Raw genomic sequence first — 241 nt, forward strand, 5'->3', positions numbered from 1 at the left:
CAAGATTGTCGGCTGGGAGGTCCATGATCGTGAGAGTTCAGAGCATGCTGCGACACTGATTAGGAAGGCTGTAATGGCTGAAGGATGCCTCATGCGTCCGCTGGTGCTGCACGCCGACAACCCCCCTCTGTCAGGGATGTTGTCCGCTGCTCTATTTATCTCTAATTTTCAGGTGGGCGGGATAGGACGATGACATGGGATACTCACGGGCACGAAAAGCGGCTGTGCTGAAGCGGATGCT

The 241-nt window shown here is 55.2% G+C and carries 1 pseudogene; it reads left to right on the forward strand.

Annotated elements, in window-relative coordinates:
• Positions 1–193, forward strand: a pseudogene (locus tag AB9F26_RS22575) (IS3 family transposase); the annotation flags it as partial.
• Positions 194–241: the final 48 nt, after the last annotated feature.

The sequence above is a fragment of the Falsihalocynthiibacter sp. BN13B15 genome (genome assembly GCF_041205415.1).
GTDB lineage: Bacteria > Pseudomonadota > Alphaproteobacteria > Rhodobacterales > Rhodobacteraceae > Falsihalocynthiibacter > Falsihalocynthiibacter arcticus.